Annotated in this window: 1 protein-coding gene; it reads left to right on the forward strand. The window is 37.9% G+C overall.

Going from position 1 to position 435, the window contains the following annotated elements:
- Positions 1-72 precede the first annotated feature (72 nt).
- A partial coding sequence (locus AC3DEV_RS17170; RefSeq protein WP_488372903.1) for a hypothetical protein occupies positions 73-435 on the forward strand: 363 nt, incomplete at its 3' end.

The following is a 435-nucleotide window of genomic DNA, read 5'->3' on the forward strand; positions in this document are numbered from 1 at the left end:
TGGGATTCTGTAATTCCCTTCGCTCCAATGTGGGAGGCAGTCAAGCATGTATTGAAGCCTAAAGGCGCATTCGTGACAACTGCCTCCCAGCCGTTTACAAGTGCGTTGGTTATGAGTAATCCGCATATGTTTAGATATGAAATTATTTGGAACAAGGTGAAGCCGTCAAATTTTCAAGCGATGAATTTTCAAGTAGGCAAAGTGCATGAGAATATAGCCGTGTTTTCCGAATCGCCTGCCGTTTTTTGTAGAGATGGACACATGGCATACAATCCACAAAAAACGGCTCGTAAAATAATAAAAAAAGTAAACAAAACATTTTACGGGACTAGAAATACTACCATTAGAAAAGGACATAGTATAAAAGATTTAGGGCATAGGGAATATATAGATAAACACCCAACAAGTATTTATATATGCAGTAATGCAAATATG

Source organism: Dietzia sp. IBK-p2-15D, from assembly GCF_057773105.1.